Consider the following 319-nt stretch of genomic DNA (forward strand, 5'->3'; position numbering starts at 1 on the left):
CGGGATGGCGATAGCTGTAGCGGATTACCTCCTCGCCGCGGTCGCCCTGGCTGCGCAGGGTCGCCTGGTAGGCGGCGAGGGCCTCGAAGCGGGCCAGGGCCGCGGCGATGGGGTCGGGGCCCTGGGCCAGGGCCATGGCGAAGAGCAGCTCGACCAGCATGACACCTCCGCGACTCAATCGATGACTTCCAGCACTCCCCACATCCCTTGGTCGCGGTGGCTGGGGAGAAATAGCAGCCGTCGATCACAGTAGAAGACCACGCGCCCGGTCACCTGCGGGGTGAAGCGCACCCGCACCGGGTCGCGCTCCAGGTCCACC

Source organism: Halomonas sp. BM-2019 (assembly GCF_017584085.1).